Source organism: Streptococcus hongkongensis, from assembly GCF_053206145.1.
The window spans coordinates 16881-32782 of sequence record NZ_JBRUGD010000001.1 but is presented as its reverse complement, the minus strand read 5'-3'; the positions used below and the strand labels follow the sequence as shown (position 1 = coordinate 32782).

Genomic DNA, 15902 nt, shown 5'->3' with positions numbered 1-15902 from the left:
CCTCTTCGAAAAGAAAAGTGGATTAACCCTTCAAAGGGGTCAAGTCCACTCTATTAATTATTTGTTTTCCAAGGCTTGCGCAGCAGTAATAATACCTAGTTTATAAATATCTTCTGCACTTGATCCACGGGATAAATCATTTACCGGTTTATTTAAACCTTGTAAAATTGGGCCAATAGCGTCAAACATTCCTAGACGTTGTGCGATTTTGTAGCCAATATTTCCTGATTGTAAATCAGGGAAAATAAATGTATTTGCTTGTCCAGCAACAGTTGAGTCTGGGGCTTTGATTGCTGCAGTTTCAGGAACGAATGCAGCATCAAATTGTAATTCACCATCGAGTGTTAATTCAGGTGCTAATTCTTTTGCGATTTTTGTTGCCTCAGCTACTTTTTCAACTTGTGGTGCTTTACCAGACCCTTTTGTTGAGAAGCTTAACATAGCAATTTTAGGATCAATATCAAAAATTTTAGCAGTTGCCGCAGTATTAACAGCAATTTCAGCTAATTCTTGTGCATTTGGGTCGATATTGATAGCACAGTCAGCAAAAATATAACGTTCATTTGTATTTTCACGATTCATTAAGAAAACACCTGACGTACGTGAAATACCTGGTTGTGTTTTAATAATTTGTAAAGCAGGACGAACCGTGTCCGCAGTGGAATGGGCAGCACCAGAAACCATTCCATCAGCAAGTCCCATTTTAACTAACATGACACCAAAATAGTTAACGTCTTTAAGCAATTTATCAGCATCCTCTAAAGTTGCTTTTCCTTTACGAATTTCAACAAATTCTTTTTTCATTTGTTCAAATTCAGCATAATCTTCAGGATAGATAATAATATATTCTTGATTTTGGAAACCGAGTTTAGTTAAAATGCTATGAACTTCGTCCGGTTTACCTAAAATAATTGGTTCAACAAGACCCTCAAATTTCAGACGAGCAGCTGCACGAACAACACGTTCATCATTTCCTTCTGGAAATACGATTTTCATGTTTTTGCCAACAACTTTTTCACGTAAACTACCGAACAAACTTCTAATATTCATTTTTTACACCTCAATTAATTTTTTTGATAAGTCTAGAATAACCTTATCAAGGTCATCTGTCAAATCAATTGAATAATTACTCTCTTTTTCTATAAATGGATTATAAAAAGTCAAAGAATGACAATGTAAGGCCTGCCTTGTTATACCAAGGTCTAATCGTCCTCCATAAAGATCGTCACCAAGAAGTGGAAAACCAATATGTGAGAAATGAACTCTAATCTGGTGAGTTCTACCTGTATGTAATTTAATATCTACTAAATGAACATTTTCTGCAAAACGGCCAACAACTTCATATGTCGTCTTTGCATACTTACCCATTGGGTCAACTGCTCTTGTAATAATACTATCTTTAGAACGGCCAATAGGTTCAATAATTTCTCCACTGTCAGGTAATTGACCATTACCTGATACTAATGCAAAATACCGTTTATCTATCGAACGTGATTGCAACTGTTTATCTAATCTAGCATGTGCATAGCCATGTTTTGCAAAAAGCATCAATCCACTTGTATCTCTGTCTAAACGAGTAACAATGTGAACTTGCTTATTAGGATAATCTTTTTCTAAATAGTAAGCTTTAATAAAATTAGCAATCGTATTTGAGTGAAGTGCACTTGGAATACTGGCAAAGCCGTAAGGCTTATTTAATACAAGAAAATGATCATCCTCATAAACGATATCCAAGGGATGCGATACTGCTTCAAGTTTTTCAAAAGGCTGCTCATCTGGAATCAGAATCGTCACAATATCACCGACATCCAAAAGATAGATGGCATTTTGCTCCTCTTCATTAACCAAAATTTTTCCACCGCGATACTTGACCTTCGCAAGAAGCCCTTTTGATACATCATATCCCTTTAAAAGTGTTTTGACCTTAGTACGACGATCTGCGACATAATCAAATCTCATGACTCAATCTCACCGATAAAGGCATCTTTAACCCTTTCCCAAAAGCTCGTATGACTCGAAGTCGCAACAAAATTAATTTTCTTTTCATCAATAAAATATTCTACTTTAATAACATTTTTCAAATTGTAAGTTTTATTATCAATGGAAACCGTATAAATACCAGTTCGTTGTGGCAAGACCTCAATCTTGTCCTTCTTAGGGATGATCAGAGAGGAACCAACAGTACGAAAGACTAAATTATTAAGACTAGAAATTTCAGTCAATTGTAGAGCCTCAACTGTAGGATGTAGAATTGCCCCGCCTAAAGATTTATTGTAGGCTGTACTTCCAGTTGGTGTTGAAACTGATAAACCATCACCACGGAAGGTTTCAAACCTGACGTTGTTAATAATGACATCTGCCACCATTGTTTTTTCAATTCTTTTTATTGTTGCTTCGTTCAAAGCCCGTGCAGTAATAATGCGCCCATCTTCAAGTGAAATTTTCACTTTAAGAATGGGATAAGAAATCTTCTCCCCTTTATCCATTCTCAGGTTTTCAATTAAATTCTCTACCTCAAAATCACGGTAGTCAGTATAAAACCCAAGATGTCCCGTATGAACACCTACAAAGCGAACTTTATCCAATTCCTTTTCATACATGTGAAATGCTGACAGGAGCATACCATCACCACCAATAGAAATAACAACATCCGGATTTTTTTTAGCTAAATAAAAATCTGGGTCATCTTTAAAAACAGAAAAAAGCTTCGAAGCGACACGCTTACTTTGGTATTTTCCATTAGCAATTATTGCTACTCGAGTAGCTTTATCTGTATAATTCATCTGAGTCATCACTGTTTCCTACACCATCACTTAAATTGCGACTAACTGGATCAAACATTAACTGAGCATCTCTAATATCTTCACGAATTTTTCGCATTTCCTCGTCAAGTTCTAAAGCGATTTTTGCAGTTGTTGATAATCTTTTCTTTATTTCTTCTGGAAATTCACCTTGATATTTATAATTTAGTGAATGTTCAATTGTTGCCCAAAAGTTCATGGCTAACGTTCTAATTTGAATTTCAGCTAAAACTTTCTTTTGTCCATCAATCGTGTCAACAGGGTATTCGACGACAACATGATAAGAACGATATCCAGACGATTTCATATTTCTAATATAATCACGTTCATAGACGATAGACATATCTTGCCGATGCCGTAACAGATTCAATACCTCATCAACATCGTCGACAAATTGAACCATGATACGCAAGCCAGCAATATCTTGTATGTCTTGCGTAATGTTTTCTTCGAGAACACCACGCAATTTCATCTTCTCTTTAATACTTTCAACAGATTTAACACGTCCTGTTACGAACTCAATTGGTGAATAGCGATTTTGTTTTCTAAACTGTTTACGAATACCACGTAATTTAATTTTTAATTCTCCGACTGTTTGAATGTACGGATCTAAAAATTCTTCCCAATCTACTGCCACGCTATCACTCCTTTCTTGTCAAAATTTCGTCTTTAATATAGAATTGAAATAACAATTAATTATAGCACAAAAGACCAACAAAAGGAATTTGCATGACTAACCTAGAAATTGAATACAAAACTTTATTAACAAAGGATGAGTATAACCGACTACTCACAAAATTATCACACATTCCTCCTATAACGCAAACAAATTATTATATTGACACGCCTACTTTTGCCTTAAAGGCTAATCGTATGTCTCTGAGAATTAGAACCTTGCCTGATAAAGCTGAAATTACGCTCAAAGTCCCTGAAATAGTAGGTAACAGAGAGTATAATGTTGACTTATCATTAACAGATGCAAAAGCCCTGGTTAAAGACTTCTCATTACCACAATCATCAATTAAAGACATTATTGATACACTAGATATCAATCAATTGCAATTAGCTTGCTTTGGTCATCTGACTACTGTACGACGTGAAATAGAGACTGAAATTGGAAAAATGGCATTGGACTATAATCAGTATGCTAATATCAAAGACTATGAGTTGGAACTTGAAGTTGAAGATGCCTCAAAAGGGGAAAATGATTTTCAACAATTCTTAAATGATAATCACATTTCCTTTAAATTTGCCAAAAGTAAAGTTGCCCGATTCAGCAAAACATTAAAAGAGCAAATTTAAACAGATAAATAACTGATTTTTTTCATATTTTTTGATAAAATGAGACTGTTGATAAAAGCTAGAATAGGGTTAATTTTGTTTGACTTCTATTCCTCAAAAACACAAGGAGCACAATCTCTAATGACTGAACGATATGCTGATAAGCAAATCAAACTGTTTTCTCTTACTTCAAATCTTCCAATTGCAGAAAAGATTTCTGAGGCATCTGGCATTCCTTTAGGAAAAATTTCATCACGTCAATTCTCAGATGGTGAAATAATGATTAACATTGAAGAAACTGTTCGTGGTGATGATATTTATATTATCCAATCAACCAGTTTCCCAGTAAATGATAACCTATGGGAACTTTTAATCATGATAGATGCCTGCAAACGTGCCTCTGCTAATACAGTCAATGTTGTCTTGCCTTATTTCGGGTATTCACGCCAAGACCGTATTGCAAAATCTCGTGAACCAATTACAGCTAAACTTGTGGCAAACATGTTAACTAAGGCAGGTATTGATCGTGTTCTAACATTAGATTTACATGCTGTCCAAGTTCAAGGTTTCTTTGATATTCCTGTAGATAATCTGTTCACTATTCCATTATTTGCAAAAGAATATTGTAAACAAGGTCTTTCTGGTAATGACGTTGTTGTTGTTAGTCCAAAAAATTCTGGCATTAAACGAGCTCGCTCTCTAGCTGAATATCTGGATTCTCCAATTGCTATTATTGACTATGCTCAGGATGATTCTGAGCGTGAACAAGGTTTCATCATTGGTGATGTCGCTGGTAAAAAAGCAATCTTAATTGATGATATCTTGAATACTGGGAAAACATTTGCTGAAGGTGCTAAGATATTGGAACGTGGCGGAGCAACTGAAATATATGCCGTGTCAAGTCATGGTCTCTTTGCTGGAGGTGCTGCTGATGTCCTAGAAACTGCACCAATTAAAGAAATTCTGGTTACTGATTCCGTTAAAACAGCCAATCGTATTCCAAATAATGTTAAATACATCACAGCTAGTCAATTAATTGGTGATGCTATTATTAGAATTCATGAAAGAAGACCACTAAGTCCACTCTTTGCTTTCGACACAAACAATGAAAAATAACAAACAAATCTATTTCGATAATGCAGCCACAACTGCACTCAGTGATTCTGTAATTGCTGCCATGACTGATGTCATGGCTTCTAATTTTGCTAATCCATCCAGTATCCATTCCTACGGTAGACAAGCAAGTAAAGTGCTAAGAGATTGCAGACAAAGCATTGCTAACCTGCTTCACGTTGATAGCCGTCAGCTAATCTTTACCTCAGGTGGAACAGAAAGCAACAATACTGCTATAAAAGGCTATGCATTAGCTCATCAAAATCAGGGAAAACATCTCATTACTACAGCTATTGAGCATCATTCCGTACTACACACTATGGAGTACCTTGAAAAACATTTTGGTTTTGAAGTGACTTATATAGAAGCTCCTAATGGTATTATTACCCTTGAGGATGTCAAACAAGCCTTAAGACCAGATACTATTTTAGTTAGCATGATGGCAGCAAACAATGAAACTGGTGATTTGCTACCTATTGCTGAAGTTGGTCACTTATTACAAAATCATCAAGCTGCTTTTCATGTTGATGCCGTTCAAGCGATAGGTAAACTAAATGTATTACCTGAGGAGTTAGGTATTGATTTTTTAACTGCTTCTGCTCATAAATTTCATGGCCCAAAGGGTGTCGGCTTCCTTTATCACAATCAATTGTTATTCGACCCACTGCTTCATGGTGGAGATCAGGAAGAAAAACGACGTTCAGGTACCGAAAATTTAATTGGGATTGTTGGAATGACACAAGCCTTAACTGATGCTTTTCAAAATATGGAAATTAATTATTGTCATGTCAACCAGTTAAAAGACCATCTTTTAGATCAATTGCAGAGCTCTAATTTTTATCTCAATAAAAGTAACCACTCTTTACCACATGTGATTAATCTTGGTTTTCCAAGTCATCAGAATGCTATGCTTTTAACTCGTTTAGATTTAGCTGGCATTGCAGTCTCTACAGGTTCAGCTTGTACTGCAGGGACTGTTGAACCAAGTCATGTATTAGAAAGTTACTATGGTAAAAATGCGCAGCAATTATCTGAATCACTGCGAATTAGCTTTTCTGATCAAAATACTATTGAAGAAGTTAATCAATTTGTAAAAGAAATCATTCATATCATAGGAGATTAATATGGCTTTTGAAAAAGAAATCACTTTAAAAAACTGTAAATATACATATACAATTAGTCCTAAAGTAAAAAAATACACATTACGTGATACAACATTTAGCGAGACTAAACTTGGTCACTATGAATTAACAAGACTCTTAGAGGAAGTTCCAAATTCAGGCAATGGTTTTCCTTTAAAAATTACGATTAATAAAGATTTGAATGCCTTTAAATTAACAATTACGGACCAATCTGGTCTCCGTTTAGTTAATATTTTTAAATCCGCGGACCATAAGATTATTCAAGATAAATTTTACTTTTTAATGGATAGTCTAGTTGAACGCGATATTTTCATAAAAACAGCTAATTAAAAATGATTGAAGTAAGTTTTTTAAATGAGAGCAAACAATGTAAAACTGTCCGATTTTCAGATTTCAAGGAATTTGAAAGAGCTCAAGTTTCCTGTGATATTTCAACACCAGATTATCACCCCGTTCAATCTGTTACAGTTGATGGAAAAGCTTTGGACTACAAAGGAACTTATGGCGATCTTTATTTTTACCTTCTACATTTGCAGAGCTAACATTTCTGAATCACTAATGATTAGGACATCATTAGTGGTTTTTTTGTGCAATTTTAGATGAATTTTCTAATTTTTTCAATAATAGTAGCTTTAATGTTGCATTTTTCACAAAGTATTTGTTACAATAGAATAAGATTAATACAGTAAATTATTTCAAAGGAGCTACTACCGTGGTTATTGACAAATCAATTCCAAAAGCGACTGCAAAGCGCTTATCACTCTACTATCGTATTTTTAAAAGATTTCATGCTGACCAAGTTGAAAAAGCAAGTTCTAAACAAATTGCTGATGCAATGGGGATCGATTCAGCAACTGTTCGCCGTGACTTTTCTTATTTTGGTGAACTAGGTCGCCGTGGATTTGGTTACGATGTGACTAAATTAATGAACTTTTTTGCAGATTTACTAAATGACCATTCTACTACTAATGTTTTAATTGTAGGTGTTGGTAACATTGGACGCGCATTACTTCATTACCGTTTCCACGATCGCAATAAAATGCAAATTGCAATGGGATTTGACACTGATGATAATCCAATTGTTGGAACTAAAACTTCTGATGGTATCCCTATCTATGGCATCTCAACTATTAAAGAACATGTCAAAGCAACCGATATTGAAACTGCTATCTTAACTGTTCAAAGTGATCATGCACAAGAGGTTGCTGATCAACTGATTACTGCAGGAATTAAAGGAATTTTAAGCTTCTCACCTGTTCATTTGCAAGTACCTAAAGATGTCATCGTTCAATATGTTGATTTAACAAGTGAATTACAAACACTTCTTTATTTCATGAACCAAAATAACACATTATAGGAGTTAGCATGACTAAGCCTCTAGTTGGCATTTCAGCCAATCAACGACTAAATATAGCTTTAGATGACCTGCCTTGGACCTATGCCCTTGCAGGTTTTTCTGATGCTGTTATGAAAGCAAATGCCACCCCCATTCTCCTTCCTATTGGAAATGAAGAGACTGCTAAACAACATGTGTCACTTGTTGATAAAATTATATTAATTGGCGGACAAAATGTTGATCCTAAATTTTACAACCAATCAAAGGAAGCCTTTGATGACGATTTCTTTCTTGAAAGAGATGTGTATGAAATTGCCATTATTAATGAGGCAAGGAGACAAGGAAAACCCATTTTAGGCATTTGTCGAGGTCTTCAATTAATGAATGTTATCCTAGGCGGAACATTAAATCAAAACATTCCCAATCACTGGCAAAAAATGCCTTCAGATTCTTATCATCATGACATTATCACAAATAAGGACTCTTTCTTATTTTCAATTTACGGTGAAAAAGCCTCAATAAATTCCTTCCATCATCAAAGTATTAAAGAGTTAGGAAATGGTTTGGAAGTGATCTCGCGGGATCCTCGTGATAACACAATTGAAGCAGTCGTTTCAAACGATCCAACTTTTCAATTTATTGGCGTGCAATGGCACCCTGAACTACTTCAACACATTTCAAATGCTGATTTTCAACTTTTTGATTATTTTATTAATACCTATTGACACTAAAATATTTCAGATTTTTCTCTAAAGCTATAATAATCTTTCTTTCCAACGATGATGTGATCTAAGCAATTTATGCCTATTTGATCACATGATTGTTTTATTTTTTTAGTAAAATGAATATCATTATCACTTGGATTTGCAAGACCTGATGGATGATTATGAACAATAATTAGGCTAGTTGCCATATTTTTACAAGCGTAGTGTAATATTTCTCTAGGCTCTGCAATTGAGCGCCTAACACTTCCAATAAAAATTGTTTTTTCTTCAATAATTCTGTTTTGAGTATCTAAATAAATGGCTAACAAATGTTCTTGCTTCTTTTCACCAAGTAGTTTAATCATTCTTTGTGCAACTTGATAAGTGGATAGTAGTTGACCTTCTTGTTTGTCATCACTTGCTAAAATCCGTTTTGACAACTCAATCATTGCTTTGATCTCGACTGACTTTACTTTTCCAATACCAGCTATTTGTTGTAGCTCCTGTAAGGATAATTTTTTAAAATCTGACAATTGCTCTAAACCTTTTAATATATAGGCAGATAATTCTAGAACAGGTTTGTCCTTACTTCCCGTTCTTAGAATGATTGCAAGCAACTCTTGATTACTTAACATTTCAGCTCCCAAGCTAATGAGGCGTTCTCGTGGCATTAATGATTCTTCATCTATCTTGATATTGTACATTTTCAATTACTCCTTCTAACAGAACTATTCGAAAAAAAACAAGTTTCTTTCTTTAAGAAACTTGTTTTTTTTGAATCGCTTGTTTTTTCTCAACGTTATCTCGAATAATCTGATAGAAGGTTGCTACTAAAGGAACTGCAACAATCATCCCAATAATTCCATTTAAGGCAGCTCCAACGGTAATAGCCATCAAAACCCACATGCCTGGTAATTTAATTGAACTACCAACGACACGAGGATAGATTAAATTCCCTTCAAATTGTTGTAAAACTACTAAAAAGACAACAAAGATAATAGCTTGTGACATCGACTGCGTCATAATTAAAATAAAGCCAATGATCAAGCCAATATAAGCTCCTACCACTGGTATTAGTGCTGTAAAAGCAACTAATACACCAATCGTTGCAGCAAACGGAATCTGTAAAATAAACATTCCAATTGCTGTTAAACTTCCCAAAATAACAGCTTCGATACTTTGACCAACAAAGAAACCACGAAAACGGCTATGGAGAAGACCAACAAAATAATGAATCCGTTGACCATAAATGCCAGTGTAGGTATCAACAAGGATATTTCCTTGTCGACATAATTGTTCTTTATTAGCTAATACATAAAGTGAGAAGACAAAACTGACAAAGAGACTGATAACTGCTGAAGCAATAATAGTAACTGACGTCAAAATATTTGTAAAAACAGAAAGCAATTGTTGCAATAATTGATGACTATAATTTGTAATCGTTTTCGCAATAGCGGAAACACCACCAGAATAATCAATGATTCTCGAAATGAGTTGATTATGACTCAAGTTATGCACAACAGATTTGATAGATCCTGGATCAAACTGCAACATCAATGATAAACTCGCAATTAAATCTGGAATAACAATTGAAATAATCCAAATGAATAAAATAAAAAAGGTTAAATAAGCTAATATCATTGAAATAGCTCTTTTTAATCCAGGAAATTGATCTCCTTTGATGACTTTACTTATGCCAGCTTCATAAGTACTCATAACAATATTGACTATATAGGCAAGTGCTGCTCCATATAAAAAAGGTAAGCTTGTCCTATAAATCGTTTTAATAATAGATGCCCCAGTCTGCCAATTTGCCTTTATAGCATAACAAATGACAAATAAGAGAACTAAGTTAAAGACTTGTTTTTTTTCAAATTTCATTATAACTCCTTTCTTATATTATACACTAATTATCTTTCATTATCCTCACTATTTGTATCAAAAAGAAGCCAATAAAACGGCTTCTTTGAGATGTCCGAATAAAAATAATGTGGTTACTCTAAATCTGCACCTTGACTTGCAATAACTTTTTTATACCAATCAAATGATTTTTTCTTAGATCGCTTTAGTGTTCCTTTACCCTTGTTGTCACGATCAACATAGATAAAGCCATATCGTTTTTTCATTTCACCGGTTCCGGCAGAAACTAAGTCAATACAGCCCCACGTCGTGTAGCCCCACAATTCAACACCATCCTTATTAATTGCATCATTCATTGCTTGAATATGCTGACGAAGGTAATCGATTCGATAATCATCCTCTACATAGCCGTTCTCATCAGGTCTATCTACTGCTCCAAGACCATTTTCAACAACAAAGAGTGGTTTCTGATAACGGTCCCAAATAGCATTCATCGTGATACGCATACCAAGTGGATCAATTTGCCAGCCCCATTCAGACGAGTCTAGATAAGGATTTTTGATTGAGGCAAAGATATTACCTTGTGTTTGTTCATTTACTTTTGGGTCACCAGACGCGACACGGCTAGAATAGTAAGAAAATGAAATGAAATCAACTGTATGTGCTTTTAATAATGCTAAATCTTCTTCAGTCATTTTGATATGCAACTGATCACGCTTAAATTTCTTCAAAGCATAGTTTGGATAATAACCACGCGCCTGAACGTCAATAAAGAAATAATTCTCACGATCTTCTTTCATACCAGCCCAATAGTCTTTCGGATCACATGTATTCGGGTAATATTGCCCAGCTGCTAACATACAACCAACTTTATTATTTGGATCTACTTCATGAGCGATTTTAGTTGCCAAAGCTGACGCTACCAATTCATGATGTGCGGCTTGAAATTTCACTTCTTCCTTATTTTCGCCTTCTTCAAAACAAATGCCAGCCCCCATGAATGGCGCATGTAAAATCATATTAATTTCATTGAAAGTCAACCAGTAGTTAACTAATCCTTTGTATCGGTTAAAAATAACCTGACAAAGATTGCCATAGAAGTCAATCATTTTACGATTACGCCAGCCACCATATTCTTCAATTAAGTGCATCGGACAATCAAAGTGTGTAATGGTTACTAGTGGTTCAATCCCATATTTTCGGCATTCTTTAAAAACATTTTCATAGAAGGCTAACCCTTTTTCATTTGGTTCAGTTTCATCCCCTTTAGGGAAAATGCGAGACCAACCAATAGACATGCGGTAAGTTTTAAAGCCCATTTCAGCAAATAAAGCAATATCTTCTTTATAATGGTGATAAAAATCAATAGACTCTTTTGCAGGATAAAAATACCCCTCTTCAAAATCAAACATTTTTCGTTCACCAGCAATAATAGAAAACCGCTCTTCGCCAATTGGAACAAGATCAACATTGGCTAGGCCCCGACCGTCGACTTCGTAGGCCCCTTCACATTGGTTGGCAGCTGTTGCACCACCCCAAAGAAAATTTTTAGGAAATTTTGTTTGTTTAGACATCTTTTCTCCTTTTTAATAAATTGATCTAAGTCATAAAGACAACTAGTAAGGTATAAACTACTAAGGTTACAATAAGTGATAATGAAATGAAAGTTGCTGAAAAAAGTTCATCTTTTCCAGATTTAAAGGCTGGCATAATAATTGCCGGCATCGCAAATCCAGTTGGACACATAAAATAGAGTAAGACTGCAATTTTAAACTCTTTATTTGTCATTAATACTGGAAATAAAATGAAGAAGCCAAAAATAACTAGGCTGTAAAATCCAACGCGTACCAATAATAATCTTGCAATAGACTTAAAGGTGTCCGGATCAAATTGTAAATCAAATCCTAAAATAAACAAAATTGTTCCTACTATTGGTGATGTCGCTTTTTCAATGATACCATAATATGACTCGCCAAATGGTGCCTGTAAGAGCATGTGGTTTAAGCGCAGACCATTTGCAATTAAGCCAAGAAAAATGGCTATTAGAAATGGGTGAGTTAGGGTTGAGATAGCTAATTCTTTTAGCGACGCATTAGATGCACTTGCTTTAGATACCAAGACTGGTATCACAAGAAATGCCGTTGCTGCGCCAGCTAAATCAAAAATAACAGTATTACTAGAAACGCCTACAATCGACAAGTAAAGGGGTAAAGCAACACTACCTCCTTCTACTGTCGGTAAAAGGAAATGAGCAAAGTGGGCATATGACTCCCCAATAAATCGTTTTAAGAGCTTTCCAACGACCATCGCCAATTGAAAAGCAATAAAGATATAAAGAACAATCGGAAATGTCGATACCTTGATTTCTGCTGTCATGATGAGATGAAAAATCAGTATCGGAAACAAGATTGTGAAAATAAAGGCATTTGCTCCTGCCTTTTGGTCAACTGTTAACCATTGCTGTCGTCTAGCTAAGTAGCCAAGACAAAGCATAAAGAAAACAGGTGCTAAGGTGTTAAATGCTTGCATATTGGTTTAAATCTCTCTTTATTTTTTTCTTTGAAAGACATAGTCATGGTTATATGGATTATAGACAGATTGCACTTGAAAATCATTTCCATCATATGTCAATTCGAGTATGGCACAATTTGGCATTCCTTTATCAAGAATTGGAGGGTTTAGTGTTTTATGTCGATAAAATTGGGATATCGAAGCTCCATGGCTAACAAATAAGTTTATGTTGTCTTCAGTTTCCTTAGTCATGATTTCTCTAATTGTTTTATCCATTCGTTCATAAACTTGAACATTTGATTCACCACCGTAGGCCACAAAATAATCTCTATAACCACTACCATCTTCTTTATGTAGACGTGGATTAAGATATTCTGGGTGCCCCTCAAAAGTGCCAAAATTCCATTCTTTTAGACCTTTTAGTCGAATAATATCAGTGCGATCACTTGCAATTTCTGCTGTATCACAAGCACGTTCTTGCGGTGATGAATAAATTGTTTTAAATGACAAACCGAGTTGATCAAAATGGTCCTTGGCTGTTTTAGCTTGTTCAATTCCTAGTTCTGTCAAAGGAGAATCACATGCACCTTGAATTCTACCTTGTACATTGAACAAGGTCTGCCCATGACGCATGATGTAACATTTTTTTATCATATCAATTGCTCCTTATCCCTACTTAGTCAACTTCTTGAGATAATATGTTTCTGCCTTGGTTTTTAATCACATCTTTATACCAATAAAATGAATCTTTTCTAAAACGATTAAATGTTCCATGTCCATGATCATCTGCATCGACATAAACAAAACCATACCGTTTCGACATTTCTGATGTCGATGCAGAAATTAAGTCAATACAGCCCCACATCGTATACCCCATTAAGTCAACACCATCTTCAATAGCTTCATACATTTGTTCAATGTGTCTTTGAAGATAGTCGATACGATAAGAATCATGAACCGAACCATCTTCTTCTAACTTATCTAAGGCCCCTAGTCCATTTTCAACAATAAAAAGTGGGATTTGATAGCGATCATATAATTTATTTAACGTAATTCGTAAACCAACTGGATCAATCTGCCAGCCCCAATCTGATGCTTCTAAATAGGGATTGGTTTCCCCTAAAATGAGATTGCCACCTGACTTTTGTTGGTCTGTTTGATGTTTTGGACTCCGAGTAATTGAACTCATATAATAAGAAAAACTCATAAATTCTACTGGGTATTGTTCCAGAATTTCCTTATCACCTTCTTCAATAATCAGGTTAATATTATTTTCTTTAAAGAAACGCGTCATGTAAGTTGGATATTTACCACGGATTTGAACATCTGCATAGAATAGATTATCATGATCTTTTTTAATGGATGCCATGACATCATCTGGGTGACAAGTTGCAGCATATTGTTCAAAACGAGCAAGCATCATGCCAACTTTATTATTAGCATCAATTTCATGGGCCCGTTTGGTTGCCAGACTAGATGCAATAAACTGATGGTGAACAGCTTGATACATATCTTCCAAGTTTAATTCTCCATCTTCAAAAAGCAACCCTCCAGATAGATAACCTGTTATTCCTAAAATGTTAATTTCATTGAACGTTAACCAATACTTTACTTTTCCTTTATAACGATCAAAAACGGTCTCAGCATAGTGAACAAAGAAGTCGATGACTTTGCGATTTTTCCATCCACCATAGGCTGTTACCAAGTGAATTGGGAATTCATAGTGAGATAAGGTAACTAGAGGCTCAATACCATACTTATTTAACTCATCAAAAACAGCATCGTAAAAAGCTAAGCCTGCTTCATTTGGTTTTGGATCGTCTCCATTTGGAAAAATACGTGACCAAGCAATTGACATTCTGAATGTTTTAAATCCCATTTCTGCCATTAAGGCAATATCTTCTTTATAACGGTGGTAAAAATCAGAACCCCAACGTTTTGGGTATAAACCTTCCTTATCAGTCAATGCAAAATCAAGTTTTTCACGGCTCATTGGATGAGTAAACTCTTCTCCCATAGTCTTTCTCTCTTCTGGGGCAACGGCGCGCGCTGTATCTGATGTTGCTTGGCCACGACCATCTAGATTCCAAGCACCCTCATATTGATTAGCTGCTGTTGCACCACCCCATAAAAATTTTTTCGGAAATTCTCTTGTCATTTTCTAATTCCTCCTTAGGCTATTATGATAATATTAACAGAAACAATAGGCTATTTCTTATAACATCCTATGAATTAGTGATACTATACACCTATTTCTGGTAAATCAAAAACTGAGCTTACTTGCTCAGTTCTCTTCATGTATGAAAATCAGAATCAACTTCTGCACCCTCTTGTACTAAAAAAGTCTCAAGAACTTGTAAAACACCGTCCTCACTATGGTGAGGAGCCACAAATTCGGCAGCATCCTTGACAGATTGCGGCGCATTCTCCATAGCATAAGAGTATTTAGCTAGTTGCAAGAGTTCAATGTCATTGCCACCATCGCCAAAGGCCATTACTTCATCAGGACTAATACCATACTTATCCAGTAATAATTGAAGCCCCCAGGCCTTATGAATACCTGTTTGAATCACATCAACAGCTCCAAAACCACTAGTAACTGCTGTTAAATCCCCTGGGAAATTCTCATTAAAGTCAGCAATTACAGCATCACAGATTTCAATAGGTAACATCATTGTTAGTTTTAATACCTGTTTCCTATCAATTTCAGTAAAATCATCTACTTGCTTAATTTTTGAGAAAAATTACTGAAATTCCTCGGGAGCGATAGCTAGTGCTGTTGGTAACTTCGCATGACGCGCCATATAAGAAGTGTCTTTACAAGAAACCATGACCGCGTAACGCTCAAGAAAGTCTTTATAGTAATCAAGAAATAAGTCAACATCCTTAGCATTAATTTTATGACGTTTTAGATTGGCACCCTTATAAATGACATGAGCGCCATTTTCTGCTACAAAGTCCATGCGATGTGTCAAGCCTTTAAAAATCAAATTAAGTCGGTCAATATTATTCCCACTAGCAACGACAAATTTAATGCCTAGGTCATCTAATTGATTTAAAATAGTTTCAAATTTTTGTCGATTATAAGTCCCTTTGTCATTTAAAAAGGTCCCATCCATATCGGAGGCAATAAGTTTGATTGTCATATAAAATA

General features: G+C 35.2%; 17 protein-coding genes and 1 pseudogene. 7 read left to right on the top strand and 11 right to left on the bottom strand.

Translation table 11 applies throughout. The annotated features are described in order from the left end of the window. Positions 1–57: 57 nt before the first annotated feature. The 4 genes from pta to yjbM are packed head-to-tail and all read right to left on the bottom strand — an operon-like array spanning position 58 to position 3438. Entirely contained in the window at positions 58–1050 is a 993-nt protein-coding gene (gene pta / locus ACVRZD_RS00160) for a phosphate acetyltransferase (protein WP_037624447.1), read from the bottom strand. 3 nt (positions 1051–1053) lie between these two features. Next, on the bottom strand, positions 1054–1959 hold the full coding sequence (locus tag ACVRZD_RS00155; protein WP_037624444.1) for an RluA family pseudouridine synthase: 906 nt from the start codon (positions 1957–1959) through the stop codon (positions 1054–1056). Continuing rightward, positions 1956–2792, bottom strand: a complete 837-nt coding sequence (locus tag ACVRZD_RS00150; RefSeq protein ID WP_037624441.1) for an NAD kinase — start codon at positions 2790–2792, stop codon at positions 1956–1958. The genes ACVRZD_RS00155 and ACVRZD_RS00150 overlap by 4 nt, the downstream gene beginning before the upstream one ends. Then, positions 2767–3438 carry a GTP diphosphokinase gene (yjbM, locus tag ACVRZD_RS00145; protein WP_037624439.1) on the bottom strand — a complete coding sequence of 224 codons (672 nt, stop codon included), beginning with the start codon at positions 3436–3438 and terminating at the stop codon, positions 2767–2769. Before yjbM ends, ACVRZD_RS00150 begins: the two co-directional genes overlap by 26 nt. 92 nt (positions 3439–3530) lie before the next feature. On the opposite strand from yjbM, the gene ACVRZD_RS00140 reads away from it, so the two are divergent. From ACVRZD_RS00140 to ACVRZD_RS00110, 7 genes are all read left to right on the top strand, one after another. Further along, complete coding sequence (locus ACVRZD_RS00140; protein WP_037624437.1) at positions 3531–4103, top strand: CYTH domain-containing protein; 573 nt, start codon at positions 3531–3533, stop codon at positions 4101–4103. Positions 4104–4223: 120 nt separating this feature from the next. Further along, positions 4224–5198, top strand: coding sequence for a ribose-phosphate diphosphokinase (locus tag ACVRZD_RS00135; RefSeq protein WP_037624435.1), 975 nt, complete (start codon positions 4224–4226; stop codon positions 5196–5198). Continuing rightward, positions 5188–6318 carry a cysteine desulfurase family protein gene (locus ACVRZD_RS00130; RefSeq protein WP_037624433.1) on the top strand — a complete coding sequence of 377 codons (1131 nt, stop codon included), beginning with the start codon at positions 5188–5190 and terminating at the stop codon, positions 6316–6318. Before ACVRZD_RS00135 ends, ACVRZD_RS00130 begins: the two co-directional genes overlap by 11 nt. Before the next feature lies 1 nt (position 6319). Continuing rightward, positions 6320–6667 (top strand): DUF1831 domain-containing protein, encoded by a 348-nt coding sequence (locus tag ACVRZD_RS00125; protein WP_037624432.1) that lies wholly within the window; start codon positions 6320–6322, stop codon positions 6665–6667. A 2-nt stretch (positions 6668–6669) separates the two neighbouring features. After that, a complete protein-coding gene (locus tag ACVRZD_RS00120; protein WP_037624431.1) occupies positions 6670–6879 on the top strand; it encodes a DUF4649 family protein in 210 nt (69 codons plus the stop codon). A gap of 170 nt (positions 6880–7049) precedes the next feature. Continuing rightward, the gene (locus tag ACVRZD_RS00115; protein WP_037624430.1) at positions 7050–7694 is read left to right on the top strand and encodes a redox-sensing transcriptional repressor Rex; all 645 of its coding nucleotides are present in this window, start codon (positions 7050–7052) and stop codon (positions 7692–7694) included. Between the two features lie 8 nt (positions 7695–7702). Further along, positions 7703–8398: a gamma-glutamyl-gamma-aminobutyrate hydrolase family protein gene (locus ACVRZD_RS00110; protein WP_037624429.1), complete on the top strand. Its 696-nt coding sequence runs from the start codon at positions 7703–7705 to the stop codon at positions 8396–8398. Between the two features lie 2 nt (positions 8399–8400). Here the strand turns inward: ACVRZD_RS00110 and radC are convergent, their stop codons facing one another. The 7 genes and pseudogenes from radC to ACVRZD_RS00075 form a co-directional block, all read right to left on the bottom strand. Next, positions 8401–9081 carry a RadC family protein gene (radC, locus tag ACVRZD_RS00105; protein WP_037624427.1) on the bottom strand — a complete coding sequence of 227 codons (681 nt, stop codon included), beginning with the start codon at positions 9079–9081 and terminating at the stop codon, positions 8401–8403. Positions 9082–9133: 52 nt separating this feature from the next. Then, a complete protein-coding gene (locus tag ACVRZD_RS00100) occupies positions 9134–10258 on the bottom strand; it encodes an AI-2E family transporter (protein WP_447450148.1) in 1125 nt (374 codons plus the stop codon). A gap of 113 nt (positions 10259–10371) precedes the next feature. Further along, on the bottom strand, positions 10372–11811 hold the full coding sequence (locus ACVRZD_RS00095) for a 6-phospho-beta-glucosidase (protein WP_037624423.1): 1440 nt from the start codon (positions 11809–11811) through the stop codon (positions 10372–10374). Positions 11812–11836: 25 nt separating this feature from the next. Further along, positions 11837–12766 (bottom strand): AEC family transporter, encoded by a 930-nt coding sequence (locus ACVRZD_RS00090; RefSeq protein ID WP_037624421.1) that lies wholly within the window; start codon positions 12764–12766, stop codon positions 11837–11839. An 18-nt stretch (positions 12767–12784) separates the two neighbouring features. Continuing rightward, positions 12785–13402, bottom strand: coding sequence for a histidine phosphatase family protein (locus tag ACVRZD_RS00085; RefSeq protein WP_037624419.1), 618 nt, complete (start codon positions 13400–13402; stop codon positions 12785–12787). Between the two features lie 22 nt (positions 13403–13424). After that, positions 13425–14906 (bottom strand): glycoside hydrolase family 1 protein, encoded by a 1482-nt coding sequence (locus ACVRZD_RS00080; protein WP_447450147.1) that lies wholly within the window; start codon positions 14904–14906, stop codon positions 13425–13427. A gap of 136 nt (positions 14907–15042) precedes the next feature. Next, positions 15043–15867: pseudogene (locus ACVRZD_RS00075) on the bottom strand (Cof-type HAD-IIB family hydrolase). Between the last annotated feature and the right edge of the window lie 35 nt (positions 15868–15902).

Coding starts and splice junctions, on each gene's coding strand:
- pta (WP_037624447.1), bottom strand. CDS start 1,050: ATGAATATTAGAAGTTTGTTCGGTAGTTTACGTGAAAAAGTTGTTGGC.
- ACVRZD_RS00155 (WP_037624444.1), bottom strand. CDS start 1,959: ATGAGATTTGATTATGTCGCAGATCGTCGTACTAAGGTCAAAACACTT.
- ACVRZD_RS00150 (WP_037624441.1), bottom strand. CDS start 2,792: ATGACTCAGATGAATTATACAGATAAAGCTACTCGAGTAGCAATAATT.
- ACVRZD_RS00140 (WP_037624437.1), top strand. CDS start 3,531: ATGACTAACCTAGAAATTGAATACAAAACTTTATTAACAAAGGATGAG.
- ACVRZD_RS00135 (WP_037624435.1), top strand. CDS start 4,224: ATGACTGAACGATATGCTGATAAGCAAATCAAACTGTTTTCTCTTACT.
- ACVRZD_RS00130 (WP_037624433.1), top strand. CDS start 5,188: ATGAAAAATAACAAACAAATCTATTTCGATAATGCAGCCACAACTGCA.
- ACVRZD_RS00125 (WP_037624432.1), top strand. CDS start 6,320: ATGGCTTTTGAAAAAGAAATCACTTTAAAAAACTGTAAATATACATAT.
- ACVRZD_RS00120 (WP_037624431.1), top strand. CDS start 6,670: ATGATTGAAGTAAGTTTTTTAAATGAGAGCAAACAATGTAAAACTGTC.
- ACVRZD_RS00110 (WP_037624429.1), top strand. CDS start 7,703: ATGACTAAGCCTCTAGTTGGCATTTCAGCCAATCAACGACTAAATATA.
- radC (WP_037624427.1), bottom strand. CDS start 9,081: ATGTACAATATCAAGATAGATGAAGAATCATTAATGCCACGAGAACGC.
- ACVRZD_RS00100 (WP_447450148.1), bottom strand. CDS start 10,258: ATGAAATTTGAAAAAAAACAAGTCTTTAACTTAGTTCTCTTATTTGTC.
- ACVRZD_RS00095 (WP_037624423.1), bottom strand. CDS start 11,811: ATGTCTAAACAAACAAAATTTCCTAAAAATTTTCTTTGGGGTGGTGCA.
- ACVRZD_RS00090 (WP_037624421.1), bottom strand. CDS start 12,766: ATGCAAGCATTTAACACCTTAGCACCTGTTTTCTTTATGCTTTGTCTT.
- ACVRZD_RS00085 (WP_037624419.1), bottom strand. CDS start 13,402: ATGATAAAAAAATGTTACATCATGCGTCATGGGCAGACCTTGTTCAAT.
- ACVRZD_RS00080 (WP_447450147.1), bottom strand. CDS start 14,906: ATGACAAGAGAATTTCCGAAAAAATTTTTATGGGGTGGTGCAACAGCA.